Here is a 25412-nt window from a genome sequence, read left to right on the forward strand (position 1 = left end):
GGGGAGGCGGACGGCGTGCGCGCAGCGGCGCCCGGGCAGCCTCACGCGGCCAGCGCCAGCCCCTCGTCGTCCTCCGCCTCCGCCGCCATGAACTGGGCCCGGGCGAGCTCGGCGAAGCGCCCATTCTGCCCCACCAGCTGGTCGAAGGTGCCGGCCTCGACGATCCGGCCCTCGTGGAACACCAGGATGCGGTCGGCGTCGCGGATCGTCGCGAGGCGGTGGGCGATCACGAAGGTGGTGCGGCCCTCCATCACGGTCTCCAGCGCGCCCTGGAGCTTGCGCTCGGTGGCCGCGTCCAGCGCCGAGGTCGCCTCGTCGAGGATCAGGATCGGCGGGTTTTTCAGGAGCGCCCGGGCGATCGAGAGCCGCTGGCGCTCGCCCCCCGAGAGCGACCGGCCGCGCTCGCCGATCACCGTGTCGAGCCCGGCGGGCTGGCGCGCCATGAAGGCGCTGGCCTGGGCCCGCTCCAGGGCGTCGAGCATCTCTTCATCCGTGGCGTCGGGGCAGCCGACCTGCAGGTTCTCGCGGATCGAGCGGGCGAACAGCATCGGCTCCTGGAACACCACGCCGATGTTGTGGCGGAGGGACGACAGGCCGACGTCGCGGATATCCATCCCGTCGATGCGGATCGCGCCGGCGGCCGGGTCGAAGCTGCGGTGCAGGAGGCCGAGCGTCGTCGACTTGCCCGATCCGGTGGTGCCCACCAGCGCGATCGTCTCGCCGGGCTTCGCCGAGAACGAGACGCCGTCGAGCGCCTGACGCCGGCCATCGTACGAGAAGGCGACGTCCTCGAAGGTGACCTCGCCGGCAAAGCGCGCCACCTGCCGGGCCTGCGGCCGGTCGGCCACCGCCGGGACGGTGTCGTAGATCTCGAAGAACTCGGCGATCTTGGGCGCCTGCTGGAACAGGCCGTTGACGAAGCCCACCACGTGGTCGAGGCGCGCCACGAAGGCGGTGGCGAGGCTCATGAAGGCCACGACCTCGCCCACCGTGGTGGTGCCGGCCTGATAGAGCCAGATGCCGGTGACGAAGATCGCCGTCATGGTGATGGTCGCCGAGGCGCGGGTCGCCACGTTGGCGAGCGCCCACCAGGACAGGACCGGGATCTGCGCGGCGAGCAGGTTGGTGATGATGCCGCGCATCGCGTCCTTCTCGGCCTTGGCGCGGGTGAAGGACTGGATCACCGCGACGTTGCCGAGCGCGTCCGAGGCGTGGGCGGCCAGACCCGAGTTGAACTCCTCGACCTGCCCCTGGAGCGCCTCGGTCCGGCGCATCACGAAGGTGGTGAGCGCCGTGAAGGCCAGCACCAGCACCACCAGGATCGAGCCGAGCTGCCAGTTGATCAGGAGGGTCATCGGCAGGAGCACGCCGAGCGAGACCAGGGCGACGAGGTGGTCGCGGAAGAAGCCGAGCCACAGCCACGCCATGCCGTTGGTGCCCTCCAGCATCGCCTTCAGAACCCGGCCCGAATGGTTGGCCGAGTGGAAGGCGAGCGGCAGGTCGAGGACGTGCTCGAAGTAGCTCGCCATCGACGACAGGCGGTTGCGGTGGGCGAGCCGGTCGGCGTGGAGCGCGATGAACACGCCCGCCGCGATGGTGAAGAAGCCGAACGCCACCCAGGCGGCCAGCAGCGGCAGCATGGTGCCCATGGCGTCGCCGCCGCGCTTGAGATGGGTCAGCTGGTCGATGATCCGCCCCATCAGCAGGGGCTCGGCGAAGGCCGCGATCGCCAGGACGACGTTGGTTGCGGCCAAGCCTATGGCCAGCCGACGCTCCGCCTTCAGGAAACCCAGGACCCGCCCGTACAGACGAACCATCGTACCGCTCCGCCACCCCTGGCGCGGCCCGTGTGACCCGGGTCTCACGCCGTCTCTGACGGGTTCGCACGGCCGGCTTCAGCGCCGAATCCGGGTCAAACCCCTCTTGGGAAACGGGTATGCCAGCGCCCGCCTGAACGGGCGATGACGGACTGATACAGGTTCGAAACAGTCGCCTTTACGGTCCGTTCAGCCCGATGCCCTAGGCTCGGCGCGGGCCGCCTGCGTCGCGGATGCGAGCGCGGTGCAGCTCTGTCCGGAAAGCCCGTCGGGTCATCGTCCCATGGATCTCGCAACCGGTGTCGGACTGCTGGGCGGCGTCGGCGTGGTGTTCACGCTGATCATGATCGATGGCGGCAACTTCGCCGCCTATTTCGACAAGCATGCGGTCATCGTCATCTTCGGCGGATCGGTCATGGCGACGATCATCCGCTTCCCCTTCGCCACCATCGCCCACGGCCTGCCGATGGGCCTGCGCTACGCCTTCACCATGCGCGCGGTGAGGCCGCACGACCTCATCGAGGAGATCACCACGATCGCCGAGGTGGTCCGCAAGAGCGGGCCCATGGCCCTGGAGAACGTAGAGATCTCCGACCCCTTCCTGGCGCAGGGGGCCCGCTACGTCGCCGACGGCTACGACCGCGAGTTCATCCGCGACACGATGGAGCGCGACCGCGACAACTTCCTCATGCACCTCGACGAAGGCTCGAAGATCTACCGCGCCTTCGGCGACTGCGCCCCGGCCTGGGGCATGATCGGCACGATCCTCGGCATGGTGACGATGTTCGCCAACATGTCCGATCCCTCGAAGCTCGGCCCCGCCATGGCGACCGCGCTTCTGGCCACGCTCTACGGCGCGCTCATCGCCAACCTCGTGGCCCTGCCGATCGCCGACAAGCTGCACGTGAAGCTGGAAGAGGAGGACGTCTCCCGCTCGCTCATCATCGACGGCATCCTGATGATCCGCGACCAGAGGAGCCCGACCCTCGTCCGCGAGATGCTCGTCGCCTACCTGCCGCACCACCACCGTGGGTCGTTCGAGGAGGCGGCCGCGTGACCGCCCGGACCGCCCCGGCGGAGCGCCCGCGGATGGCATGACATGGCCAGGAAGAAGCGCGGCGGCGCGCATGGCGGCCACGGCTGGTTCGTCACCTTCGCCGACCTGATGGCGCTGCTGATGAGCTTCTTCGTGATGATCGCCGCGTATTCGACGCAGGACCAGAAGAAGATGCAGATGGTGGCGGGCTCCATGCGCGACGCCTTCGGCGTGAACACGGAGTCCAAGTTCGCCGGCATCATCGAGACCGACGGCCTGCCGGCCGCCGACCACGTGAAGCACCTGCGCGATATCCCTCCCGAGCAGGCCACCGACCGGACCACGCCGCCGCGGCTCGACAAGAGCAGCGAATTCGGCCTGACCGACACCGGCAAGCCGGAGAATTTCGGCCTCGCGGCCGCCTCCCTGCGGCAGGCCCTGCAGAGCCTGCCGGACTTCGCCGAAGTGTCGAAGAACGTCGTGATCGCCCGGACCGAGCAGGGGCTCGACGTGTCGATCGTCGACCAGGACGGGCGCTCGATGTTCCCGGAAGGCTCGACCCGGCCCAACGACCGCACCCGGCGCCTGCTGGAGAAGCTCGGCCCGGCCCTGCGCCAGATGCCGAACCGGATCGCCGTCACGGGCCACACCGCCACGGACCGCCCCGGCCGGCGTCCCGCCGCGCCCCCGTGGGACTTGTCGGCGGGCCGCGCGGTCAGCGTCCGGGAGATCCTGGCCGGCGCCGGCGTTCCGGACGACCGGTTCGCCACGGTCGCCGGCAAGGCCGACACCGAGCCGATGTTCCCCGACAACCCCTACATGCCCGCCAACCGGCGCGTGACGGTGACGCTGCTCAAGGAGGCCCCGCCGGTCCCGAACGTGAAGGGATTGCCGTGAGGACGCCGCGGCGCCGGGCCCGCCGGTCAACCGCTTCTATCGGGCGGTGAGCAGAGCCCAGTAGACCTTGTACTTCGAGCCCGGGGCGTAGGCGGTGGCGATTCCCATCCGGGTCGCTTCGGGCGCCAGCATGGTGGCGTCGTGGGGCGGGCTCTCGCGCCAGCCGGAGAAGGCTTCGGCCAGGGTGTGGTAGCCGGCCGAGAGGTTGGCGTTCACGTTGGCGTAGCCGAGCCGTTCCACGGCAGCCTTGACGGTCTGCGCCCGGCTCGGCCGGTCGGCCAGGGCCATCGCGGCCGCCTCGGCCTCGGCCAGGCGCTGCAATTCGGGATCGACCGTCAGGGGCGGCGCGCCGCGGTTGCGGCGGTAGGACGAGATCATGTCGCGGGCCGCCGCGACGTCGATCTGCGCGCTGTTGCTGGCGAGGGGCAGGTAGATGCTCGGCAACGCCGCGGTGCTCGGCGCCTGGGTGGCGCAGCCGCCGAGCAGGGCTGCCGCGGTCAGCGCCGCCGAGCCCGTCGCGCGCCCCAGCATCCTGCCCGTGATCCGGCCGAGCCCGCGCCCCGCATGCCGACCGTCCCGATCGCGTCTCGTCACGACTTACCCATCCCTGCGACGGTCCAGCCGCCCCGGCGGCATATAGGCGCTGCCGGGCCGTCGCGCATCGGACGATTAGGGCTTCCTCAAAGACCTGTCGTCTAAACGTGCACCGACCTCACGACCGAGCGTTCCCTGACCATGCTGGAGACGCCCCGCGATCGCGCCGTCGATGGGCCTGCCGGCCCGTCGGCCCAGGCCGAATCGGCCACCGATCCCGACGCCGCGGCGACGCTCGCGTTGCAGCAGGCGATCATCCGTGCGCAGGCCGGCCTGCTGGCGCGTCAGGAGCATGCCCTGGCCGCCGCCGGGACTTGGCTGTGGTCGTGCCGCCTGGATGACGGCGCCCTCGATTGGTCCGGGGGAGTCCACGATCTGTTCGGCATCCCCCGGGGCGCGGCGCTGCACCGCCCGCGGATCCTGGAATTCTACGAGCCGGCCTCGCGGCGGCTGCTGGAGTCGATCCGCCGCCGGGCCATCGCCGGGCACGCGAGCTTCCGGCTCGATGCCGAGATCCGCACCGCCTGCGGCCGGCCGCGTTGGATCCGGATCCGCGCGGCGGTCGAGACCGAGGGCGGACGGCCAGCCCGGCTCTTCGGAACCAAGCAGGACGTCACCGAGGAGATCGCCCGGCTGGCCGAGCTGAGCCGGCGCGCCGACCGCGACCCTCTCACCGGACTGGCGAACCGCCACGCCTTCGAGGCGCAGTTCGACGCCGGATCGTCCGGCGCCGGACCGGATCCCCTCGGTGCCCTGATCCTCATCGACCTCGACGGGTTCAAGCCGGTCAACGACCTCCATGGCCATATCGCCGGTGACCAGTGCATCCGGCGCTCCGCCGCGCGGCTCGCCGCCATCTGCCGGGACGCGGCCCTCGTGGCGCGCATCGGCGGCGACGAATTCGCCGTGCTCCTGCGGGCGCCCGTGGATCTCCGCGCGCTGGCGGAGTGCGGCCGGCGCATCGTCGCCGCCCTGAGCCGGCCGATTCCGTATCGCGGACAGATGGTGCGGATCGGCGCCTCCGTGGGCATCGCCCTGGAGGTCAAGACCGGCATCGCGACGGGCGGCAGCCGGACCCGGCTGTTCGAGCGGGCGGATGCGGCGCTCTACGCCGCCAAGGATGCGGGCGGGAACGCCGTCCGCATCGCCGTCGGGAGCGGCTAGTCAGCCGCCTGCGCTCCGCAGGCTGCGGTCGCGCGGAACCCGGGCCGAGTCGCCCCCCTCCGGGACATCCGTCGGCTGGATGAAGCGGCTGGCGATCTCGCCCATGGCGCTCTGCATCGTGTCGAGGCCCTGCACGGTGACGATGCTGGAGCCGGGCCCGAGCGGCGGGATGAAGCCCGCCTCCGAGAGGGTCGAGAACACGGAGAAGTTCAGGTCGGTCACCACCTTCTGGCCGAGGCTCACGTCCACGATCCAGACGAGCAGCTCGAATTCCAGGAAGGGATCGCCGATCTTCTTGAACACCACCCGGGGCGCGGGCTCCTTCAGGACGTCGGAATGGCCCTGCGCGCAGGCCGCGATCATCTCGGCCGCACGGACCGGGTCCTGGTTGCGCAGGACGCTGACCGTGATGCTGACGCGCCCCGTCCGGTCGCCCCGCACCCGGTTCTTCACCACCCCGGAGATCAGGTTCGAGTTCGGCACGATCACGGCCGAGCGGTCGAAGGTCTGGATCTCGGTGGAGCGGACCGAGATCCGCTTCACGATGCCCTCCTGATCGCCGATCACCACCTGGTCGCCGACCCGGATCGGGCGCTCCCACAGGAGCAGCAGCCCGGAGACGAAGTTGTTGACGATCGACTGCAGGCCGAAACCGATACCCACCGACAGGGCGCCGGCCACGATGGTGAGCTTCTCCAGGCTCAGGCCCAGATACGAGAAGGCGAGCGCCAGCGCGATCAGGAAGCCGCAATAGCCCGCCACCGTGGTGATCGAGTTGCGCAGGCCCGCATCGAGGTCCGTGGCCGGCAGATAGGTGTTCTCCAGCCAGCGCTGCACGCCGCGGGTGATGAACACGCCGACCACCAGGATGCCGATCCCGAAGGCGATGCTGGAGAGCGAGATCGTGACGTCGCCGACCTTGAAGCCGAAGAAGGCCTGCCGGACCGAGGAGACGATGTCGGTGGAATCCAGGCCCCAGGGCGCCAGCACGAGGATCGCGGCCGCGAGGAACAGGACGAGCCGGGCGGCGCCGGTCGCCAGGACAGAGATCTGGTTCAGCGAGCGCTTGCGCAGGCCCGTATTGGCCTGGAGCGTGGTGGCGAGCCGGGTCTCGTCGCTGAGCGCGCGGCCGACGAAGATGTCGACGCTCTGGACCAGCAGGTAAAGCAGGACCAGGACGCTGGCGTCCCAGATCAGCTGGTCGATCAGGAACGCCGCGAAGGCGACGTAGCCGACCAGCGCGCCGAGCCCGATCAGCGCCACCGCGGCCCAGCCGAGCAGCCGCGCCGGCCCGCCGATGCCCGTGGTGGTCTTGGTCGGCACGTAGGGGCCGAAGCAGGCTTCCTCCTCCTGCTCGGTATCGGCGAAGCGGTGGAGGCCGACGGCCAGGATCAGGGCCGTGGCGACCGCCCCGATGCCCCGCGTGGCGATGGAGATCGGCAGGGCCGCCGAGATCCCGGAATTCAGGGCCTCCACGGACTTCACCACGGTGATCACCGTGGCGATGCCGACCGCGAGCCGGGTCAGGCGCGTGGCCGCCGCATCGCTCACCGGGGCCGGCCGCCACGCCGGCTTCTCGGGGCTGAGCAGCCCGTCGCAGAGGGCCTCCACGAAGGCGATGAAGGCGAGCCCCCCGAGGATCGCGGCGGCCACCGGCAGGAGCCGGGACGGCAGCAGGTTGGTGGCGTCCAGCGCGTAGTAGACCGCGTAGGACCCGGCCACCGCCGGCACCGTGCCGAGCAGGATCACCCGCCAGGCGGCGAGCATCACGGCGCGCCGCGACGGATCGGTCCGGGCGGCGTCCCGGCGGGCGCCCTTGGGGGCGATGTTGCGCCGGCCGAAATACAGCGCCACCGAGATCCCGAAGGCGAGCCCCAGGAACAGCAGGTTGGTGAGGCTGCCGTTGCGCGAGAACAGCAGCCCGATATCCGAGACGGCGCTCTGCAGGGCGCGCGTGTCCCGGGGCACGTCGCCCATCACCTTGGTCCAGAGGCCGGGGCCGACCAGGGGCTGGGAGCGCTGGAGCAGGTCGCGGGTGAAGGATTCGCGGCGGCGGTTCGAGACCCGGTCGACGATCTGATCGCCCTGCACCACCAGGGCGCGGGCGAGGCGCTGGGTCTCGTCGATGCGGGTGACGGCGGCCTCGCGCTCGCCGCGCTCGGCGGCGACATCGGCGCTCTCCTGGGTGTCCTTCGGCTTCGGACCGAGCTGGGCGAGGCGCTCGCGCGCGGCCTCCAGCGGCGCGTCGAGCCGGGTGACCAGGGTGCGGATCTCGTCGGTGACCGTGACGGCGCTGTCGCGGATGGCCGTGAGGTCGGCCACCGTCAGGTCCGTATGCCCGAGCTGCTTCTCGCGGGCGTCGAGCTCGGCCTTGGCGGCGTCGAGCTTGGCCCGGACCTTCTTGAACTGCTCGGGGACTTCGGCCTTGGCGGCCGGCGGGGCTGCGGGCTTCGCCTCGGACGGCTTCGCGCCGGTCGCCTGCGCGTCGGGCGCCTTCGTGTCCGGCGCCTTCGTGTCCGGCGCCTTGCCGTCCGCGGGCTTGGCCTCGGGCGCGGGCTTGCCGTCCGCGGGTTTGTGATCCGCGGGCTTGGCGGCGGGCGCCGGATCCTGGGCGAAGGCCGGCAGGGTCAGGGCCGCCGGGGTTGCGAACACCAGCGCGGCGAACAGAACGAGCAGGCGGGACAGGCGCGACGCGCCTTCCGGCTTCCGGATCCGCGCTGGGATATGATGCATGAGCAACCTCTCGTCGGGCGCACGGCGGCCGGCCGGGGTCCGGCATCGGCGAATCGGCGGCGATCGGGGACCGGGCGGGCCTCCTGGCGGCCGGGCGCTCTGGGCGAGCAATAGGGCGAAAGCGTGCCCCTGCCCACCCCGGCGCCGGATCCGGCGCCAGCCGGCCGCTGTGGGTGCGTCCCCGCGGCCCATCCGGAAAAGCTTCACAAGGGTGTCACGCTGGGATTAGATGAACACCTGATGGACAGGGCCTTTTCGTCGCTACGCGAAAGGGCGCGGCCGGTGGCGATGCCGGCCCGGCCCGGCCGCGTTCCGGATGCTACCGCATCGACCGGCGCCCCCACGCGCCGGCCCGCCGCCCTGTTGTTCCCTCCGCCTCTCCCGTCAAGCCGTCGCTCCGCGCGCCGGCTCGTCCTGCATCGGCCGCGGGCCGGTTCGGACGGGCCGGCGGGGCGGCGGCCTGGTCCCGCGCGTTCTCCGCGCCAGAGCTAGTCCGAAGAGTCGCGCCGATGATGGATCTCCAAACCCTCGTCCTCAACGCGGATTATCGGCCGCTCTCGTACAATCCGCTCTCCCTCTGGTCGTGGAAGGACGCCTTCACGGCCCTGTTCCTCGACCGCGTCACCCTGGTGGCGAGCTACGACGTCGAGGCACGGTCGCCCTCGCGCTCCCTGCGGGTCCCGAGCGTGGTCGCGCTGAAGAACTACGTGGCGCTGGCCCGCAGCCCGGCCTTCACCCGCTACAATATCTACCTGCGCGACGGGTTCAGCTGCCAGTATTGCGGCCTGCGGCTGCCCTCGGGGGGCCTGACCTTCGACCACGTGGTGCCGCGCTCCCGGGGCGGGCTGTCGAGCTGGGAGAACGTCGTGGCGGCCTGCTCGCCCTGCAACCTGCGGAAGGCCAACCGCACGCCGGCCGAGGCGGACATGCCGCTGATGACCGAACCCCGGCGGCCGACGCGCTACGAGCTGCACCACCGGCAGCCCGAGTTCGACCACCGCCAGTACCATCACACCTGGCTCGATTACCTGTACTGGGACAGCGAGCTGGAGAACTGAGCGCGGCCCGCGGCCCTTACCAGACGGGCTCGCGGCGGGGCGGCTCGTTGTACATCGGGACGTTGGGGTTGCGCGGCAGGTAGTCCCGTATCAGCACCGGCGGCGGAACGGCCGGCACCGGCCGGACCCGCACGACGCGGCGGACCACGCGCGGTTCGGCCCGTTCTCCCGGCCATGCCGGCGAGGATGCGAGAGCAAGAGCGACGCCGGTGAGGAGCAGGCGCCCGGCCCGCAAGCGGAACAAGGCGCGCATCAGAATTTCAGGGCCGCGCCGGCGCGAACGGTATTCAAGTTGACCTTGTGGCCATCGAAATCACTGAACAGCACATATTGATATTCAGCACGCAGGAGTATGTTCGGTGTAATCGCATACTCGATGCCAGCCCCTGCCGCGACACCGCCGACCACCTTGGTTTTCGACTGAGACTGGATCGACGTGTAGGGCGTGCCGTTGTAGGGCGCCGTGGAACTGAAACTCGTGTAGCCGAAGCTGTTCACATAGGTCGGTGTTCCGGCCAGATTCGCATTGTAGGCGTTCAGGTTGAACCCATAGTTCTGATAGGTCGTCGTATCGGCAATCCGCGCCCGTCCGATGGCCACGCCGCCGGTCACATAGGGGAGGAAGTTGCCCAGCGCGTATCCGACTCGCGCGCGGAGCGTGCCGTAATCTTCGACTCGGGTTGCCGTCGATCCGGAGAGATTCACCGCTTGATAGAAGCCTGCTGCGGTGGTCTGGCTGCGCGCAAGCCCATCGCTCGACACGCCCATCCGGTCGAAATAGGTGTAATCGGCCTCGACGCCGAAAACGAACTGGTCGAACTGAGCATTGTAGCCGGTGAAGGCACCGAAGCTCCCGGAGCCCACCCGCGTCGACAGCGGATTGAGCAGCGTCGAAGCGCGAAAATCGGATTCGCCGGTCGTGTCGTGCGAGTCGCGGTAGATCAGCGGCTGCAACGCGCCCCGACTGCCGAGGCCCGCCGACGTGTATCCGCCATGGACGCCCAGATACACGCCGCTCCAGTCGACCACCGGAGCCGGGACCGGATCGTAATCGGCGCCGCGCAGGTAATCGTAGTCCAGATCGGCGGCGCGGGCGGTGTTCACGCCGCAGAGACCGAGAACCGCCAGCAGCGGAAAGGTGACGGTACGCATCGGGATCGTCCTGGGACAGCAAGAGACGGCAGCGGATCGAGCCTCACCCCGGTGATACGTCGGTAACCTTAATTCTCCGTTGCTGAACACGATGACGGATTTCCAATCCGGAGATTGCAACCCCGGCGTGACGCGCCGGGTATTGGCGGCGTTCAGGCCCGGATCGACCGGAACGGGGCGTGGAAACGCGAAACGGCGCGGAGAGCCTCCGCGCCGTCATCGCCTGTCGGTGGGATCGGGACCGAGGCCCGATCAGTACTTGCGCACCAGCGGGCCGGGGATCGGCTCCGGCATCAGCGGCGGCAGCGGGGCCGCCACGAGGCCGCCGAGGTAGTAGCGCAGGCCGATCTTCACATCGTGCGCCTCGATGTCCTTCACCTTGATCGCCTGCAGGCTGCCGGTGCAGCACGGCACGAAGCCCGGTCCCGTCTCGGCCTTGCCGAGGTTCAGGTAGCGGTAGGCCAGTTCGATCTTCAGCGCGTCGGTCACGTTGTAGGCGAGACCGGCATGGAGCGCCCAGGCGAAGCTGCCGGTCGTCTTGTCCTTGTAGAACTTGCTGCCGCTGTTGGTATTGTACACCGCGTTGCCGTTCGGGTCGTAGACCGGGGCGTACGGGATGCAGCCGCAGCCGGCATTGGTGTAATCGTAGGCGTAGGTCGGGCTCGTGAATTGCTGGTTCGTCGAGTAGCTCGAGACGTGGTTGAAGGCGTAGCCGACGCCGCCGCCGATGAACGGCGTGATGCCGTACCACGTGCCGAGGTCGAAATAGGCGTTGGCGAGCACCACCGCGGAGTCGAAGTTTCCGCTCGACTTGTTCACGCCGTACGACCCGAGCCCGTTGTCGAAATCGGGGCCCTTGTAATACTCGCTGCCGCGCAGGCCGGTCGAGTAGCGGTACTCGCCGGTGATGTCGCCGCGCAGGAACGGGGTGAACTGGTAGCCGACGCCGACGCCGGCAAAGCCGCCGCCGCCGATCGTGTTGCCGAAGGCGCGGTTGGCGTCCGGATAGCCGGTGTAGTCGTAGGCGTCGCTGTAGCGCGGACGGGTGTAGATGCTCGCGCCCACGTCGCCGCGCAGGTACCAACCGCCGCCGACCTCGATCGGCGGGGGCGGGGGCGGAGGCGGAAGCAGCAGATCCGCGGCCGCGGCGAGGCAGGGCGCGCCGACGCTCGCCGCGAGCGTCAGGCTACGCACCAAAGCGTTCAGCTTGGAGCGGGCCATGGAGATTCCTTCACTGGACTCGTGAGCCGGACGCGCGGCGCGCGGTCCCGGGGTACGCAGCGAAGGATGGAAGCAACGTCTTAAATCCGGCTTAACGTTAAATGTTAGGCTTGCGCATCCGTTGCCGGCCTGTCGAAACCGTTATCCGGACGCGACTTGCTTGCCTCTGCCGCCGGGGATCCCCAGGTTGGTCCGGTTCATCTGTCTTGGATGGGACCCATGCGCCCCCCGACCATCGCCGCCCGGCTGCCCGGGCTCCGCACCGGCTGACATCCCCATGGGTCCCGAGGACGTACGCATCCTGGCCCCGATGCTGCCCGAGACGGTGACGGGCGCGCACAGCGGCAACCCGGACTTCCGGGTCGGCGGCCGGGTCTTCGCGACCCTCTGGGTCGAGGAGGCCCGGGTGGTGCTGCGCCTCGCGCCCGCGGATCAGGCCGCCCTGTGCGCGGCCGAGCCCGATCTGTTCACGCCCCTGGACGGCGCCTGGGGACGCCGGGGCTGGACCAATCTCGACCTCGATCTCTGCGACGAGGAGACCCTGCGGACGGCGCTGCTGGGGGCGTGGCGCGTGACCGCGCCGCCCGATCTGCGCGCCGCCTACGCCGCGGCCTGACCGGTCAGGCCGCCGCGCGGGTCACGGCGTCGACCACCTCGTCGACCACCGCGTTGACGAGGCCGCGGTCGTCGCCCTCGGCCATGACGCGGATCACCGGCTCGGTGCCCGAGGGGCGGATCACCAGGCGGCCGGCATTGCCGAGCCGCTCGCGGGCATGCTCGATGGCGCTGACCACGCTGTCCTGGCGGAGCGGCTCGCCGCTCCGGTAGCGGACGTTCTTGAGGATCTGCGGCAGCGGGTCGAAGCAGTGGCAGACCTCGCTCACGGGCCGGTTCTGCCGCTGCACCACGCTCAGCAGCTGCAGGGCAGCCACGAGGCCGTCACCCGTGGTCGTGTAGTCCGACATGATGATGTGCCCGGACTGCTCGCCTCCGAGATTGTAGCCGTGGGCGCGCATGTGCTCGAGGACGTAGCGGTCCCCCACCGCCGTGCGGGCCAGGGTGAGACCGAGGCCGCCGAGATAGCGCTCCAGGCCGAGATTCGACATGATCGTCGCGACCACACCCGGCTGCGTGAGGCGCTCGTCCTCCTGCCAGGAGCGCGCCACGACCGCCATGAGCTGGTCGCCGTCGACCACATGCCCCTTCTCGTCGACGATCAGCACCCGGTCGGCATCGCCGTCCAGCGCGATGCCGATATCGGCCCGGCGCTCGCGCACCTTGTCGATCAGCGCCGCGGGCGCGGTCGAGCCGACATCCCGGTTGATGTTGAAGCCGTCCGGCTCGGTGCCGATGGCGATGACCTCGGCGCCTAGCTCCCACAGGGTCTCGGGGGCGACCCGGTAGGCCGCGCCGTTGGCGCAGTCGACCACCACCCGCAACCCGTCCAGGGTCACCTGCCGCGGCAGGGTCCGCTTGGCGAACTCGATGTAGCGGGCATGCACGCTCTCGATGCGCTTGGCCCGGCCGAGATCGTTGGAGCCGGACAGGCGCTTGTGCATGTCGGCGTCGATCAGCCCCTCGATCTCGTGCTCGATCGCGTCGTTGAGCTTGAACCCGTCGGGCCCGAACAGCTTGATGCCGTTGTCCTCGAACGGGTTGTGCGAGGCCGAGATCATCACGCCGAGATCGGCCCGCATGGAGCGGGTCAGCATCGCCACGGCCGGCGTCGGTACCGGCCCGAGCAGCAGCACGTCCATGCCCACCGAGGTGAAGCCGGCCACCAGCGCGGTCTCGATCATGTAGCCGGAAAGGCGGGTGTCCTTGCCGATCACCACCCGGTGCCGGTGGTCGCCGCGCTGGAACACGAGGCCCGCGGCCTGCCCGACCTTGAGGGCGAGCTCCGGCGTGATCACGCCGTTGGCCCGGCCCCGGATCCCGTCGGTTCCGAAATACTTGCGCACCATGACGTCTCCGAGACCCGAGGGCGGGCCGGGCAGAGCCTAGCAGATTTCGGTGAAATCCGGAGCCGGACGCTCCCCGACGGTGAATCGGTTGCTTCCCGACAAAGGCGTTCGAAATGGGGCGGCGCGGCGTTTACAGGAGCCGGGGCAGCGCCGACGCCAAGAGGGTGAGGCCCGAGAGCGTGAGCAGGCTCAGCACGAGCCTGCGGAACGCCACTTCGCTGATGCCGCCATAGGCCCGGGTCCCGAGGAGCGTGGGGATCAGCATGGCCAGCAGGACCACGGCCAGCATCGGCAGGACCGGCGGGGTGATGATCCCCGAGGCGAGATAGGTGATCATCGTCACCGCGAGCATCGCGAGGTTGAAGTTCTGGACGATCGTGCGCTGCACGTCGCGCTCGTAGCGGCGCAGGGTGCACCAGAGGGTCGGCAGCACGCCCGTGAAGCCGCCGAGGGCGCCCATGACACCGCCGGCAAGGCCGACGGCGGCGTCGGCGATCCGACCGCCCGCCGTGACCCGCGGGAGGTCCCGGGCGAACAGCATCACCGGGCACCAGACCATCAGCAGGAGGCCGAGCAGGGCCTTGAACCGGTCGGCGTCGAGGCTGGGCAGCAGCAGGACGCCGAGCGGGATACCGGCGAGGCCGCCGAGCACGAAGGGCGCGAGGCTCTTGAGATCGACGCCACGCCGCACCGAGACGGCGGCGACGATCTGGCCGGCGAGCCCCCCGGCCACCGAGAGGATGGCGGCAAGCTTCGGATCGATCACCCAGGCCCAGAACGACAGGGCCACGAGGCCGAAGGCGAAGCCCGACAGACCCTGCACGAAGCCGGCGACGCCGGCGCCCAGGGCGACGACGAGATAGGTCGAGACCGGCATGGAAGCGTTTCTGCGACGGGGTGAGCGTTTGGCCAGTCCGGCCCAACCCCCGGGTGGGCGGCACCGAAGCTTCGGCCGTGTTGGCGCGGCCGAGTCATAAACGAGCCGTCCGGATTGTCACAGGCGGCTGCCGACGCGGTCTGTGCGCCCGTCGCATCCGGCGCCGGCACGAAAAAGGGCGCCGCGGGGCGCCCTTTCCGGTGGTCGTGCTGTTGTCCGTGCCTCAGGCCTGCGGCTGCGGCTCCAGGCCGCCGTCGCTCTCCTTCGGCCGGCCGCGGCCCGCCGAGGGGACCGAGGAGCCCCGGGCCGGGGTCGGCGGCACGTCGCCGCCGTCGCGGATCGGGGGCTGGCCCTTGAGCAGGTTGCGGATCTCCTCGCCCGAGAGGGTCTCGTATTCGAGGAGACCCTGCGCCAGGGCTTCCAGGTCGTCCTTGTGCTCGGCCAGGATGCGGCGCGCCTCCTCCAGACCGGTCTCCACGAGGCGGCGGACCTCGGCGTCGATCTTCTGGGCGGTCGATTCGGAGACCGATTGCTGCCGGCCCATCGACATGCCGAGGAAGACCTCGTCGTTGTTGTCGCCGTACGCGACGGTGCCGAGCTCCGGCGAGAAGCCCCAGCGGGTCACCATCATCTTGGCGAGGCGGGTCGCCTGCTCGATGTCCGACTGGGCGCCCGAGGTGACCTTGTCCTGACCGAAGATCATCTCCTCGGCGATGCGCCCGCCCATCATGATCGCCAGCCGCGAGGTCATCTGCTCGAAGCTCATGGAGAGCTTGTCGCGCTCGGGCAGCTGCATGACCATGCCGAGGGCTCGGCCGCGGGGGATGATCGTCGCCTTGTGCACCGGGTCGGTGGCCGGGACGTTGAGGGCGACGATGGCGTGGCCGCCCTCGTGATAGGCGGTGAGCCGTTTCTCGTCCTCGGTCATCACCAGGGTGCGCCGCTCGGCGCCCATCATGACCTTGTCCTTGGCGTCCTCGAACTCGTGCATCGTCACGATGCGCTTGCCGCGGCGGGCCGCCAGCAGGGCCGATTCGTTGACGAGGTTCATCAGGTCGGCGCCCGAGAAGCCCGGGGTGCCGCGCGCGATGGTCTTCAGGTCGACGTCGGGGGCCAGCGGCACCTTGCGGACGTGGACGCGCAGGATGCGCTCGCGGCCGGTGACGTCCGGGTTCGGCACCATGATCTGGCGGTCGAACCGGCCGGGCCGCAGCAGGGCCGGGTCGAGGACGTCGGGGCGGTTGGTCGCCGCGATGATGATGACGCCCTCGTTGGCCTCGAACCCGTCCATCTCCACGAGGAGCTGGTTCAGGGTCTGCTCGCGCTCGTCGTTGCCGCCGCCGAGGCCGGCGCCGCGGTGGCGGCCGACCGCGTCGATCTCGTCGATGAAGATGATGCAGGGGGCATTCTTCTTGGCCTGCTCGAACATGTCGCGCACGCGGCTGGCGCCGACGCCCACGAACATCTCGACGAAGTCCGAGCCCGAGATGGTGAAGAACGGCACGTTGGCCTCGCCCGCGACCGCCCGGGCGATCAGGGTCTTACCGGTGCCGGGCGGGCCGACGAGCAGCACGCCGCGCGGGATCCGGCCGCCGAGCCGCTGGAATTTTTGGGGGTCGCGGAGGAATTCCACGATCTCCTGGAGGTCTTCCTTGGCCTCCTCGACGCCCGCCACATCGTCGAACGACACGCGGCCATGGGCCTCGTTCAGGAGCTTCGCCTTCGACTTGCCGAACCCCATGGCGCGGCCGGCGCCGGACTGCATCTGGCGCGAGAGGAAGATCCAGGCGCCGATGAAGACCAGGATCGGCAGCCAGCTCACGAGGAGCTGGATGAACCAGGGGGTGTTGTCGGACGGCGGACGGGCGGTGATCTGCACGCCCTTGCCCTGGAGCTTGGAAACCAGGCTCGGGTCGTTGGGCGCGTAGCTCGTGAAGTTGCCGCCGCCGACATAGGTGCCGGACACGTCCTGCCCGGAGATCACCACCGACTGGATCTTGCCGGCATCGGCGTCGTTCAGGAGCTGGCTGTAGGCGATCTCGCTGCCGCCGCCCCGGTGCCCCGGGTTCTGGAACAGGGTGACCAGGGCCAGCACCAGCAGGAAGATGACGACCCACAAGGCAAAGTTGCGAAAATTCGGGTTCATCGATCAATCCTTGGCGCGTGCGACCCCCAGGACGGACATGCCACGCGGCTGTTCCGGTCCATCCGTGCACACGTCACCAATGTAGGCGGGGGGCTCTCCCTTGCCAAGTAATTCGGGAGCCCCTGCGGCGAGGGCAGCACCTGCCCCCCTGCTTCGGCGCGGCGGAGCGGGGGCGAGGCTCACGGCTCCCCCCGAATCGGCGGAGACGAGAAACCCCGCCAGGGTGCGCCGGATCGGTTCACGGCGGCGCAGGGCCGGCAGGAGCGATTCGAGGACCAGGGCCTCGAGGCGTTCGAGGCGGCGCGGTGCCGCGCCGGCCCGGGTCAGGGCGAGATCGAGGCAGCGCAGGACCACGGCATCCGGCAGAACCGCCAGAGCGGCTCCGTCGAGGCGCAGCCCCGTCCCCGCCCCCGTCTCCGGTCCGGACCGCCCCATCCTGTCGAGGGCCTGCTCCGCCGCGCTCCGGAGCGCGGCCTCGTCGCGGGCGGCGCGCTCGGCGAGCCGGGCGAGACGCGCCGGGGTCAGGCCCTCGCGTTCCAGAACCGGCCAAGCCTCGCGCAGGCGGCCGCGGGCGAAGCGCGGATTCCCATTGGCGGGATCGCGGACATACGCGATGCCGCGCTCCTCGCACCACGCCACCAGGGTCGCCTTCGGCAGATGCAGGAACGGGCGCCCGAGGCTGAGGCCGGCGGCCAAGGTCCGCTCCGCGCGCATGCCGGCAAGCCCCGCGAGGCCGCTGCCGGCCGCGAGCCGCATCAGCACCGTCTCGGCCTGGTCATCCTGCGTATGTCCGGTGAGCACGAGACCGGCGCCGATCGTCGCGGCCTGGGCGGCGAGCAGGGCGTAGCGGGCGGTGCGGGCCGCATCCTGCAGGCCGGTGCCGGGCTTCGCGCCCGCCCAGGTCAGGAGTGCATGGGGCAGGCCCAGATCCCGGGCGGCACGGCCGACGCCCTCGGCCTCGGCTTTCGAGCCCGGTCTCAGGCCGTGATCCACGGTGGCGACCTGCACGGCGACCGGGCCAGCGTCGCGCAGGGCAGCGGCGGCATACAGCAGGGCGCTCGAATCGGGGCCGCCCGAGACGGCGAGGAGGACACCCCGCCCGCCGCGCGCGGCCGGATCGAGCCAGGGGCGGAGGGCGCCGAGGACCGGGTCGCCCGGGTCGCTCAGGCGCCGCAGCGGGCGCGCTTCTGTTCGCGGGCGACGCCCTGACGGACGCCGCTGCCGGCATTGGGGAATTTCCGGTCGAGCTCGGCCAGGGTCGCGCAGGCCTGCTCGCGAGCGCCGAGCGCGTTGAGCGTGACGCCGAGCTTCAGCATGGCATCGGGCGCCTGGGAGGAGCGGGCGTAGTCGGTGGAGACCTTCAGGAACTGCTCGGCGGCCTCGCGGTTGCGGCCGCGGGCGAGGTAGCTCTCGCCGAGCCAGTAGGTCGCGCCGGCGACGCGGTTGTCGCGGGGATGCGACTGGATGAACTGGCGCAGGCCCATCTCGGCCTGCTCGTACTGCTTGGCCCGGTACAGCTCGACCGCGGCATCGTAATCGGCGGCCGGATCGCCCGTCCGCGTTGCCGCGACGCTCTCGGAGGGCCGCGCCGGGATCGCCCCGGTCCGGGCCGGCGGCCGCAGGTCCACGGGCTCGTCGTAGCCGGGGGCGCTGGCCTCCGCGTCCTCGTCCTCCCCGTTGATCGCGCCCTGCGGCAGGCGCTGCGGCCGGGGCGCAGCCTCGGCCGCCTCGACGGCCTCCCGGGGCGGCAGCGGCGCCGAGGGCTGGGTGCTGCCGAGCTGCATCGGGGTGCCCGGGGCGCCGGGGGCCTGGGCCGGGTCGAAGGCGTCGCCGCGCTTGCCGGGGCGTCCGGCGCCCGGATTCCCGCCGTTGACGGGGCCCGACGGCGCGGGAGCGGCCGAGGGCTTGCCGCCCTTGCCCTCGTTCAGGCGGAACTCGACGTCCTCCTGGAACTTGCGCAGCTGCTCCTTGAGCTGGCGGTTCTCGTACTGGAGGGTCTCGATCTGGCCGGCCATGAGCCGGGACTGGTTCTCGATGCGGCCGAGGCGCACCACCAGCTCGGAGGCGTCCTGCGCGACGGCCGGGTGGCCGAGGAGCACGGCTCCCAGGATCGTGGTGAGCGCGAGGCGAGTGCGAAGACGGGCGGACATGGTGGGGGTGCGATCCGGTGGCGGCGCGAGGCCCTAACAGATGCGCCGCACCGCGGCAAAACTGCGGCGCGGCGGCGGCCGGGGCCGCCTCCGGGTAACGCGTCGCGACGGCTTACGCTCCGGCGCCGCGGTCGAGGACGATCACCGCCCGGCGGTTCTGCGACCAGCAGGAGATGTCGTTGCACACCGCCACCGGCCGCTCCTTGCCGTACGACACCGTCCGCATGCGGTTGCCCGCGATGCCGCGGGTGGCGAGGTAGTCGTTCACCGCCTGGGCCCGGCGGGCGCCCAGGGAGAAGTTGTACTCGCGGGTGCCGCGCTCGTCGGCATGGCCCTCGATGATGAAGGTGTAGCGCGGGTAGCGCTGCAGCCACGCGGCCTGCTTGTCGAGGGTGGCGGTCGCGGTGGGCGTCAGGTCGGTGGAATCCGATTCGAAGAAGACCCGGTCGCCGATATTGACGACGAAGTCCTGCGCGCTGCCCGGGGTCGCGGCGCCGGCCCCGAAGGCGGAGGCGTCGGCGAGGTCCTTGTCGTTGCTGCAGGCGCCGAGGCCGAGGGCGGCGACGAGGGCGAGGCCGAGGGCGGCGGCGCGGAAACGCTGGGGCATGGTCTGAAAAACTCCTCGAGCGGTGCCGAAGGCCGGCTGCGGGTCTTCGAGGCGGGTCCGCATAGTCCTGGCGCCGTTGGTAGGCGGGGATGGTTAAGCGACGGTTCCGTCGCGCGGCGCGGCGGCCGTGGTGACGGTCCGCACCGAGCGATGGCGTGCGCTGACGCACCCGGGACACGCCCGGAATGCGGCGGCGGCGGGGCGGACGGAGGCGAAGGGCCATTTCGGCCGTGTCGGTTGCGGCGCGGCAACAGGCGCGGGGCTTCCGCACCGTAACGGTTCCGGCCGGGACCTTAAGGAATCCTCAACCCTAACGCTTCCTAATCGACGGGCCGAAAACCGGACCTCCGTCATGCGCCCCGCCCAGTGCGTCCTCATCGTCGAGGACAGCTACCTGCTCCTCGAGATCATCGCGAGCCTGTGCGAGACGCACGGCATCCGGGTGATCGAGGCCTCGACGGGCGAGGCGGCGCTGACCGTCCTGCGCGACCGGGGCGATGCGATCGACTGGCTGTTCACCGACATCCACCTGCCGGGGCTGATCGACGGCTGGACCGTGGCCCATGCCTTCCGGGCGATCCATCCGGACCGTCCGGTGGTCTACTCCTCGACGGACACGAACCGCCGCAGCGGCGTGCCGGGCAGTCTGTTCCTGCGCAAGCCCTTCCAGGTGCAGGAGGTCAACCGGCTGGTCCGGATGATGGTCGAGGGCCTCGGCGCGACCGACTGCGGCAGCCAACTCTGCACGGCAGGCTGAGACGCCGCCTCCCGGATCACGGGCCGTCCGCATCCTTCGGTCGGACGCCCTTCACGGCCGGAGACGGCCTCAACCGCGCCGGAACAGCGCGACGATCTCCGGCGCGGCGAGCCAAGCGTCCACCCGGGGACAGGCGAGATCCCCAGGGGACGTCGCGTCGTAGATGGCAAAACTCGCCGCGATGAAGCCCGAGAGGTCGTAGAGCACCGGGAAGTCGTCGCCCCGGGGCTTGGCCTTGAACAGGTATGAGCCGGTCAGCCCGAAATGCTCGGCGATGGGCGGGTAGAGCGGCCAGACCACGTCCTGAGCCAGCTCGTCGCCGAGGTAATCCTCGATCTCCACGGGCTCGGGCGTGAGCCCGTTCTCCAGCAGCAGCCGCCGGGCGATGTCGCCGAGGACATGGACCTTGGGATGGTTCATCAGGTGCATGAAGGCGCCGCGGCGCGCCCAGCGGGTCACCTCCCGCTCCAGCCCGAAGCCCAGGGCATCCGCCGCGCCGACGAGTTCGCGCACCGCCGGATCCCAATGGTCGAGATAGCCCAGGCGGGCGAACACCTCCTCGCGGAACAGGCCGGCGGTGCGCTGCGGCTCGAGGCCGAGCCGGTGGGCGGTGAGGACGATCGCCGAGTGGTACTGGCCCATCGGCGACGGCGCGAGCTTCAGGGCGGCGAGGTCCGAGGCCTGGCCGGCATAGACCATGTCCGGGTGGAAGGCCGAGAACACGATCGACGGGAAGAGCTTGAGCCGCGGGTCGGCCGCGCGCAGAGTGGCGACGTCGCCGCCCGGGATCAGCCCGGCCGGGAAGGCCTGCGAGAAGACGTGGTCGTGGGCGCGCAGGGTCCGGATCAAGCCGTCGACATGGCCGTGGTCGCGCTTCAGCGAGCCCATGGGCAGGTAGCGGACCGGGCTCTTCGGCGCGAGCAGGCGCATGGCCCGGGCGATGCCCCGCGCCTGGCAATTGCCCAGCACCGCGATGCTCGGCCCGTCACGGGTCGTGGCGGCGCGGGCGCGGTTCCGCCATGGTGTCGCCCAGGTGGGCGCCCAACTGGGTGTCGCGAGGGTGAACGCGCTGCGGGCGCGCCGGGGCAGGTCGTTCAGGGCCACGTCGCGTGCCGGTGTCAGCGGACGGGTCAGCGCCCCCGAGGGCCTGCCGCCGTCGTGAAGAAGAGGGTTCGAAGATGGCGTTGAATCCGTATACGGGTCTACCGGCCGAGCGATTCTGGCGCAAGGTCGTCACCAACGTGCCGCCCTTCGCGGTCAATCCGCACCCGAAGGACACGTTCGTCATCGGGCCGACCGACAAGGTCGCCACCGGCGGCTCCTGCTTCGCGCAGCGGGTGGCCGAGGCGGTGCGCGGCGCCGGCTTCAACTATTACCTGACCGAGCCGCCGCCCCCCGGCATGAGCGCCGAGGAGGCCAATGCCCGGCAGTTCGGCACGTTCTCGGCGCGCTACGGCAACCTCTACTACACACGCCAGTTCGTGCAGCTGTTCGACCGGGCCTACGGCAAGTTCGAGCCGGAGCTGAAGGCGTGGCTGCGGGACGACGGCCGCTACGTCGACCCGTTCCGCCCCACGGTCGAGCCGGCGGGCTTCGCCAGCGAGGCCGAGGTGGTCGCGGCGCGCGACGCGCATCTCGCCGAGGTGCGCCGCCTGTTCGAGACCCTGGACGTGTTCGTGCTGACGCTCGGCCTCACGGAAGGCTGGCGCTGGCGGGCCGACGGGGCGGCGCTGCCGCTCGCCCCCGGGGTCGCGGGCGGGACCTTCGATCCGGACCTCTACGAATGCGTCAATGCCGGCGCGGGCGAGGTGCTCGGCGACCTCAACGGCTTCCTCGACCGGCTCTGGAGCGTGAACCCGAAGGCGCGGGTGATCTTCACGGTCTCGCCGGTGCCGATGATCGCCACCTACATGGACCGGCACGTGATGGAGTCGAACAGCTACTCCAAGTCGGTGCTGCGGGTGGCGGCCGGCGAGGTGGTCGGCCGCGGCGACCCGCGGGCAGTCTACTTCCCCGCCTACGACATCGTCACGAGCAACGTGAATGCCGGGCGCTACTACAACGAGGACCAGCGCACCATCAACGATGCGGGCGTCCGCCACGTGATGCGCCTGTTCCTGGCGACCTTCGCCCGCGACCGGGTCTCGCCGGCGCCGACCCACGCCCCCGTGGACCTCGCGGCGGAGTTCGAGGGCAATGCCGGCGTGATCTGCGACGAGGAGGAGATCGAGCGCAGCGTGGCCTAGGGTCGGCATCGGGTCGGCATCGGGTTTGCCTCCGGGCAGGCGTTTCGGGCAAGCTCGGCCGCCCGGGCGCCCCGCCCTTCGGAGACGAATCCCTTGAGCCTGCCCCCGCCCCGCCGCGCCGACCACGACATCGATCCGGTCTTCGTGAAGCGGCACTCGCCCCGCGCCTTCACGGGCGAGGCCGTGCCCGAAGCCGAGCTGATGCGGATGATCGAGGCGGCGCGCTGGTCGCCCTCCGCCTACAACTCGCAGCCCTGGCGCTTCCTCTACGCGCTCCGCGGCGACGCCCACTGGGAGACCTTCCTCGGCCTGCTCGTGCCCGGCAACCAGAAATGGGTATCCGGCACCGGCGCGATCCTGTTCCTGGTCTCGAACGGGCTCATGAAGGTCGGCGACGAGCTGAAGCCCTCCTACAGCCACTCCTTCGACGCCGGCACCGCCTCGCTGGCCTTCCAGCTCCAGGCGATCCACCAGGGCTGGCACGCCCACGGCATGGTCGGCTTCGACCATGTCCGTGCCCCCGAGATCCTGCGCCTGCCCGAGAACCACCGGATCGAGGCCGCCTTCGCGGTCGGCCGCAAGACGCCCGAGGCCGAACTCACCGAGGAGCAGCGGCCCCGCGAGACGCCGAACGGCCGCCGGCCGATCGCCGACTTCACCATCGCGGGTCCGTTCCCGCCCGCCGCGGACTGAGACGGGCCGGAACCGGTGCCTTCGACCAGGGATTGTGTCCGCAGCGCAACGTCGTGGCCGGCCTGGGGCTCACCGCCGCAGGCCCGGCACGCCGGGCGGCGGATCGCCGGGCCTGCACCGATCCGGTCCGCCCTGCGACGAATCGGGAGCTGGCTCATGAACCCGTCCGACAGCGCCCCGCGCGACGGTTTCTTCGATGACGGACCGCTGGACCACGCCTCGGGGCTGCAGAGCGTGGCCGAGCGCCACGGGGTCAGCCTGGATGCGGTGCGCCATCTCGTGCAGGCGCTGGAGCGCGGCCACGGCACGATGGCGCAGTTCGACCATCCGGATCTCGGCGGCATGGGCCAGTGGTTCGCCGGCGGCATGGTGATGGTCGGCCGGATGTTCGACGACGCGCTGAAGGCGCGGGTCGGTGCGCTCTGCACCGAGCTGGCCGGGGCGCTCCCGGCGGGCGGCTTCTCGGATGCGGCCCCTGCGGCCCTCCGGGGCGGCGGCGAGTGGTGGCCGGCCGGTCTCGGGAACCCGGCGAGCACCGGTGCGCAGAACGGGCTGCGCTACGCCTATTTCCCGGACAGCCGGCGGCTCGCGGTCGAATCGGGGGCGGGGGTGGCTCTCTACGACACCGGTGAGCACCGCATCACCGGCGTGTCGCAGGCGGATGGAAGCCTCGGCTTCACCGGGCCGGCCGGAGCCGTCGCCCTCGACCGCCTGCGCCGGATCGAGGCGGAGGTCGCCGCGCCGCGCCAAGCGGATCCACGCCCAGGAGACACTCACCCCGCGGACACTTACCCCGCGGGCACTCACCCGGCGGATCCGCATCCGGTGGATGCGGCCGGGATCCAGGGTCCCGCCGCAGCGCCTGCGCCGGATCGGTCATCATCGGACGACGTGCTCGCCACCATCGAGCGTCTGGCCGCGCTCCATGCGCGCGGCGTGCTCACCGATGCGGAATTCTCGACCAAGAAGGCGGAGCTGCTGGCGCGGCTGTGAGCGGCGCCGGTCGTCCGACCCTCCGTCCTCATCCCGAGGGGCCGCAGCGCGGCGGAGGCCTCAGGACGGGGGCGAGGATCGGACCCGCCGGTTCCGAACGGCCTCAGACGATGCCGACGCGCAGCAGATCGTGGACGTGCACGATGCCCACGGGCCGTCCATCCGTGACCGCGAAGACCGCCGTGATCAGCCGGCGGTTCATCAGTTCCAGCGCGGTCTGGGCGAGCTTGTGCGGCTCCACGGTGATCGGATCGCGGGTCATGATGTCCGTGACCGGCGTGTCGAGGATCGCGGGGCCCATGTGGCGGCGCAGGTCGCCGTCCGTGACGATGCCGACGAGGCGCCCGGCCGCGTCCGTGACGCCGACGCAGCCGTAGCGCCGCGCCGCGATCTCGATCAGCACCTCTGACATCAGCGCGGTCTCGTGGACCAGCGGCATGTCCTGGGGGCCGTGCATCACCTGCTGCACGGTCTTGAGGCGGGCGGCCAGGGTGCCGCCGGGATGCAGGGTGTGGAAGCGCGCCGAGGTGAAGCCGCGCCGCTCCAGGAGCGCCACCGCCAGGGCGTCGCCCAGGGCCAGCTGGATCAGGCTGGAGGAGGTCGGCGCGAGGTCGTGCGGGCAGGATTCCCGCACCCGGGGCAGTTCCAGCAGCACGTCGGCGGCCTTGCCCAGCGTGCTCTCGCCGTTGCGGGTGATGGCGACCAGGGGGATCGAGAACCGGCGGCTGAAGCCGACGAGGTCGGACAGCTCCGCGGTCTCCCCCGACCACGACAGGGCGATGATGACGTCGTCCCGGGCGATCATCCCGAGGTCGCCGTGGCTCGCCTCGGTGGGGTGGACGAAGAAGGCGTGCGTGCCGGTGGAGGCCAGCGTCGCGGCGATCTTACGGCCGACATGGCCGCTCTTGCCGATGCCGCTGACGATGACCCGGCCCTTGCTCTGCAGGATCGTCTGCACCGCCTCCTCGAAGGCCGCGCCGAGCCGGCCCTGGAAGGCCGCGCTCGCCTCCTGCAGGGCCGCGATGCCGAGCTGGAGGCTGCGGATCCCGAGGTCACGGGTGGTGGCGAGATGCGCCGACGGCGCGTCGTAACGATCGTCGCGCAGGGCGCTGGAGGCGGGAGCGTTCATCGTTTCCGTTCTGGACCCGTCGACCGGATCCGGCACCGAGGGCCGGGCTCGCGGATCGGCGCAGCGAAGCGTGTCCGGCGACGCTAGGCAGCCGTCGTGGTTGAAATGTGACGCGGGGACGACGCAGCGCCGCACGCCGGTTGAAGGCGCGGCCGCCGCGGTCCATGCTGCCGGCACG

Annotated in this window: 23 protein-coding genes; 9 read left to right on the forward strand and 14 right to left on the reverse strand. The window is 70.9% G+C overall.

What is annotated here, in order from left to right; genetic code table 11:
• Window positions 1-41: 41 nt before the first annotated feature.
• Window positions 42-1817: a glucan ABC transporter ATP-binding protein/ permease gene (locus BM396_RS22400; RefSeq protein ID WP_043384789.1), complete on the reverse strand. Its 1776-nt coding sequence runs from the start codon at window positions 1815-1817 to the stop codon at window positions 42-44.
• 283 nt (window positions 1818-2100) lie between these two features.
• Between BM396_RS22400 and BM396_RS22405 the strand changes: the two genes are divergently transcribed.
• Together BM396_RS22405 and BM396_RS22410 are read left to right on the forward strand one after the other, a co-directional pair.
• On the forward strand, window positions 2101-2874 hold the full coding sequence (locus tag BM396_RS22405) for a motility protein A (RefSeq protein WP_043384792.1): 774 nt from the start codon (window positions 2101-2103) through the stop codon (window positions 2872-2874).
• A 42-nt stretch (window positions 2875-2916) separates the two neighbouring features.
• The gene (locus BM396_RS22410) at window positions 2917-3750 is read left to right on the forward strand and encodes an OmpA/MotB family protein (protein WP_043384794.1); all 834 of its coding nucleotides are present in this window, start codon (window positions 2917-2919) and stop codon (window positions 3748-3750) included.
• Window positions 3751-3786: 36 nt separating this feature from the next.
• Here BM396_RS22410 and BM396_RS22415 read toward each other — a convergent pair whose 3' ends face one another.
• Window positions 3787-4281: a CAP domain-containing protein gene (locus BM396_RS22415; RefSeq protein WP_043384797.1), complete on the reverse strand. Its 495-nt coding sequence runs from the start codon at window positions 4279-4281 to the stop codon at window positions 3787-3789.
• Window positions 4282-4485: 204 nt separating this feature from the next.
• Between BM396_RS22415 and BM396_RS22420 the strand changes: the two genes are divergently transcribed.
• A complete protein-coding gene (locus BM396_RS22420) occupies window positions 4486-5508 on the forward strand; it encodes a diguanylate cyclase domain-containing protein (RefSeq protein ID WP_043384800.1) in 1023 nt (340 codons plus the stop codon).
• Here the strand turns inward: BM396_RS22420 and BM396_RS22425 are convergent, their stop codons facing one another.
• Window positions 5509-8241, reverse strand: coding sequence for a DUF3772 domain-containing protein (locus tag BM396_RS22425; protein ID WP_043384802.1), 2733 nt, complete (start codon window positions 8239-8241; stop codon window positions 5509-5511).
• Window positions 8242-8750: 509 nt separating this feature from the next.
• On the opposite strand from BM396_RS22425, the gene BM396_RS22430 reads away from it, so the two are divergent.
• Window positions 8751-9299 (forward strand): HNH endonuclease, encoded by a 549-nt coding sequence (locus BM396_RS22430; protein WP_043346385.1) that lies wholly within the window; start codon window positions 8751-8753, stop codon window positions 9297-9299.
• Window positions 9300-9315: 16 nt separating this feature from the next.
• Here BM396_RS22430 and BM396_RS22435 read toward each other — a convergent pair whose 3' ends face one another.
• From BM396_RS22435 to BM396_RS22445, 3 genes are all read right to left on the reverse strand, one after another.
• Window positions 9316-9552 carry a hypothetical protein gene (locus BM396_RS22435; protein ID WP_051044635.1) on the reverse strand — a complete coding sequence of 79 codons (237 nt, stop codon included), beginning with the start codon at window positions 9550-9552 and terminating at the stop codon, window positions 9316-9318.
• The gene (locus tag BM396_RS22440; RefSeq protein ID WP_043384804.1) at window positions 9552-10451 is read right to left on the reverse strand and encodes an outer membrane protein; all 900 of its coding nucleotides are present in this window, start codon (window positions 10449-10451) and stop codon (window positions 9552-9554) included. The genes BM396_RS22435 and BM396_RS22440 overlap by 1 nt, the downstream gene beginning before the upstream one ends.
• Window positions 10452-10703: 252 nt before the next feature.
• Window positions 10704-11672 (reverse strand): outer membrane protein, encoded by a 969-nt coding sequence (locus BM396_RS22445; protein ID WP_043384806.1) that lies wholly within the window; start codon window positions 11670-11672, stop codon window positions 10704-10706.
• A gap of 277 nt (window positions 11673-11949) precedes the next feature.
• On the opposite strand from BM396_RS22445, the gene BM396_RS22450 reads away from it, so the two are divergent.
• Window positions 11950-12288, forward strand: coding sequence for an MmcQ/YjbR family DNA-binding protein (locus BM396_RS22450; protein ID WP_043384808.1), 339 nt, complete (start codon window positions 11950-11952; stop codon window positions 12286-12288).
• Between the two features lie 4 nt (window positions 12289-12292).
• Here the strand turns inward: BM396_RS22450 and glmM are convergent, their stop codons facing one another.
• The 6 genes from glmM to pal form a co-directional block, all read right to left on the reverse strand.
• A complete protein-coding gene (gene glmM / locus BM396_RS22455; protein WP_043384857.1) occupies window positions 12293-13633 on the reverse strand; it encodes a phosphoglucosamine mutase in 1341 nt (446 codons plus the stop codon).
• A gap of 133 nt (window positions 13634-13766) precedes the next feature.
• Window positions 13767-14513, reverse strand: coding sequence for a sulfite exporter TauE/SafE family protein (locus tag BM396_RS22460; protein ID WP_043346365.1), 747 nt, complete (start codon window positions 14511-14513; stop codon window positions 13767-13769).
• Window positions 14514-14736: 223 nt separating this feature from the next.
• Window positions 14737-16659, reverse strand: coding sequence for an ATP-dependent zinc metalloprotease FtsH (gene ftsH, locus BM396_RS22465; RefSeq protein ID WP_043346363.1), 1923 nt, complete (start codon window positions 16657-16659; stop codon window positions 14737-14739).
• A gap of 3 nt (window positions 16660-16662) precedes the next feature.
• The gene (tilS, locus tag BM396_RS22470) at window positions 16663-17835 is read right to left on the reverse strand and encodes a tRNA lysidine(34) synthetase TilS (RefSeq protein ID WP_348273026.1); all 1173 of its coding nucleotides are present in this window, start codon (window positions 17833-17835) and stop codon (window positions 16663-16665) included.
• Complete coding sequence (gene ybgF / locus BM396_RS22475) at window positions 17823-18809, reverse strand: tol-pal system protein YbgF (protein ID WP_043384810.1); 987 nt, start codon at window positions 18807-18809, stop codon at window positions 17823-17825. Before ybgF ends, tilS begins: the two co-directional genes overlap by 13 nt.
• Window positions 18810-18921: 112 nt before the next feature.
• On the reverse strand, window positions 18922-19416 hold the full coding sequence (gene pal, locus BM396_RS22480) for a peptidoglycan-associated lipoprotein Pal (RefSeq protein WP_043346359.1): 495 nt from the start codon (window positions 19414-19416) through the stop codon (window positions 18922-18924).
• Between the two features lie 352 nt (window positions 19417-19768).
• Between pal and BM396_RS22485 the strand changes: the two genes are divergently transcribed.
• Window positions 19769-20173, forward strand: a complete 405-nt coding sequence (locus tag BM396_RS22485) for a response regulator (RefSeq protein ID WP_043384812.1) — start codon at window positions 19769-19771, stop codon at window positions 20171-20173.
• Window positions 20174-20242: 69 nt separating this feature from the next.
• On the opposite strand, the gene BM396_RS22490 is transcribed toward BM396_RS22485, so the two are convergent.
• Window positions 20243-21277, reverse strand: a complete 1035-nt coding sequence (locus BM396_RS22490) for a WcbI family polysaccharide biosynthesis putative acetyltransferase (protein ID WP_043384815.1) — start codon at window positions 21275-21277, stop codon at window positions 20243-20245.
• Window positions 21278-21351: 74 nt separating this feature from the next.
• Between BM396_RS22490 and BM396_RS22495 the strand changes: the two genes are divergently transcribed.
• The 3 genes from BM396_RS22495 to BM396_RS22505 all read left to right on the forward strand — a co-directional run bounded on the left by BM396_RS22495 (window position 21352) and on the right by BM396_RS22505 (window position 24105).
• Window positions 21352-22419 carry a GSCFA domain-containing protein gene (locus BM396_RS22495; RefSeq protein ID WP_043346353.1) on the forward strand — a complete coding sequence of 356 codons (1068 nt, stop codon included), beginning with the start codon at window positions 21352-21354 and terminating at the stop codon, window positions 22417-22419.
• Between the two features lie 93 nt (window positions 22420-22512).
• Window positions 22513-23112, forward strand: a complete 600-nt coding sequence (locus BM396_RS22500; RefSeq protein WP_043384817.1) for a nitroreductase family protein — start codon at window positions 22513-22515, stop codon at window positions 23110-23112.
• A gap of 156 nt (window positions 23113-23268) precedes the next feature.
• Window positions 23269-24105 (forward strand): SHOCT domain-containing protein, encoded by an 837-nt coding sequence (locus BM396_RS22505; RefSeq protein WP_078947378.1) that lies wholly within the window; start codon window positions 23269-23271, stop codon window positions 24103-24105.
• A gap of 103 nt (window positions 24106-24208) precedes the next feature.
• On the opposite strand, the gene BM396_RS22510 is transcribed toward BM396_RS22505, so the two are convergent.
• Window positions 24209-25234, reverse strand: a complete 1026-nt coding sequence (locus BM396_RS22510; protein ID WP_043346349.1) for a KpsF/GutQ family sugar-phosphate isomerase — start codon at window positions 25232-25234, stop codon at window positions 24209-24211.
• Between the last annotated feature and the right edge of the window lie 178 nt (window positions 25235-25412).

The sequence above is a fragment of the Methylobacterium sp. UNCCL125 genome, from assembly GCF_900116795.1.
Classification (GTDB): Bacteria; Pseudomonadota; Alphaproteobacteria; order Rhizobiales; family Beijerinckiaceae; genus Methylobacterium; species Methylobacterium fujisawaense.